General features: G+C 42.0%; 1 protein-coding gene. It reads left to right on the plus strand.

Annotated features, from left to right (window positions below; translation table 11 throughout):
* Nucleotides 1-299 precede the first annotated feature (299 nt).
* Nucleotides 300-1,711 (plus strand): HAD-IC family P-type ATPase (locus tag CALSC_RS24445; protein ID WP_200817741.1); only part of this gene is annotated, 1,412 nt, incomplete at its 3' end.

The following is a 1,711-nucleotide window of genomic DNA, read 5'->3' on the forward strand; positions in this document are numbered from 1 at the left end:
GTAAATATAGGAATCCGGTTTGATTTTTTAAAAGATACGTAGGGGAGGCAAAAAGCAGTGTGAATTTTCCTCCCAGTAAAGGAGAGCCTTGTTTACAAGTCCCATCTATAGAGCCGCCCTTATTAACTCTTCATTAACTATCTAACTGCTATAGCAGTAAGCATTTACATTAGGAAATTATGTTTTGTTCGAAGGGTAAGAAGGAAAGCTTCGCCGCGAGGGTCAGCCGAACGGTTAAAGGCGAAAATGAAATATTTCCTAAGTAAGTCTCGTAGCGCTATACAAAGGAGTATCAGTAGTTGGCAAATTCCTTATCCATAGTTGACAAACAAAAAATTGAAGTTTATCGCTCCTTACCTTGTTTAGTTCATCATATTCCAGGTAGGGCTAGATTCCGCATCCATCGTTTAAAATACGACTCGGATTATGCAGTAAATCTGACAGAGTTTTTACTTGCTCAATCCGGAATTAATAGGGTGAGGGTAAATCGGGTCGCAGGTTCTATTGCTATAATTTATCAGTATACAGGAGATTCGACAGAAGTTGTCTCTAATTTAACAAAGTTAATTCAACAGTCAGCTACAACTAAATCAATTCCCAACCAACAAACAGAGAATCCGACCCCAGAAACCGGAAATTGGTCAAGTTTAGCATTACCAGTCTTCACTACTGTAGTTAGTTGGTTGAGTAATTGGAGTGGATTAGTTTGGTTGCGCCCCATTGCTCTTGGAAGTTTAGCAACTGTCACCTTACCCATAGCCAAAAGAGCCAGTCAAAGTCTATGGAGCGATCGCAAAATTAATATTGATTGTTTGGATTTACTGGCAGTGGGTTTAAGTTATGGACAAGGGAGATTAGTTACACCCGCCCTAGTAATTACACTGCATGAACTAGGGGATGTAATACGCGATCGCACAGCTCGTTCTACGGAAACTCAAACAGCAGACCTCCTCGATGCCATCGGACATTTCGCCTGGGTACTCAAAGAAGGAAAACCCATACAAATTAAAAGCGATGAAGTACAACCAGGGGAAACCGTCATCGTCTATCCAGGGGAGCAAATTCCTGTAGATGGAGAAGTGATTAAAGGTGAAGCTACCATCGATCAACAGCAACTGACTGGGGAATCAATGCCCATTGTTGCCACAGTGGAAACGGTGGTTTATGCTTCCACTCTGGTTCGCTCTGGACAAATTTATATTTATGCCGACAGGGTAGGAAAAAACACTCGTGCTGCTGCCAGTCTTGAATTACTGCAAAACGCGCCAGTACATGATACACGTATGGCAAATTATGCAGCGCAGTTAGCAGATAAATTAATTTTACCTTCCTTAGGTTTAGCTAGTATTGTCTTAGCCATTACCAAAGAAACTGCGAGGGCAGCTTCCATCCTGACTTTAGATTTTGTTACAGGTATCCGTGTTTCCATGCCCACAGCATTTTTAGGGGCATTAAATCACAACACCCGCCACGGTATTTTAGTCCGTAGTGGGCGAACCATTGAACAATTAGCAGAAGTAGACACAGTTGTCTTTGATAAAACAGGAACCTTAACCCAAGGACAATTAACTGTAGTCGGGATACAAACCATACCGGGTAGAATGTCAGCCGAACAAGTGTTAAGTTTTGCAGCAGCAGCAGAAGAAAGGATCGCCCATCCTGTGGCTGAGGCAATTACCAATTATGCTCAAAATCAGAATCTAGTACACCT

This window comes from Calothrix rhizosoleniae SC01, assembly GCF_900185595.1.
Taxonomy (GTDB): Bacteria; Cyanobacteriota; Cyanobacteriia; order Cyanobacteriales; family Nostocaceae; genus Calothrix_A; species Calothrix_A rhizosoleniae.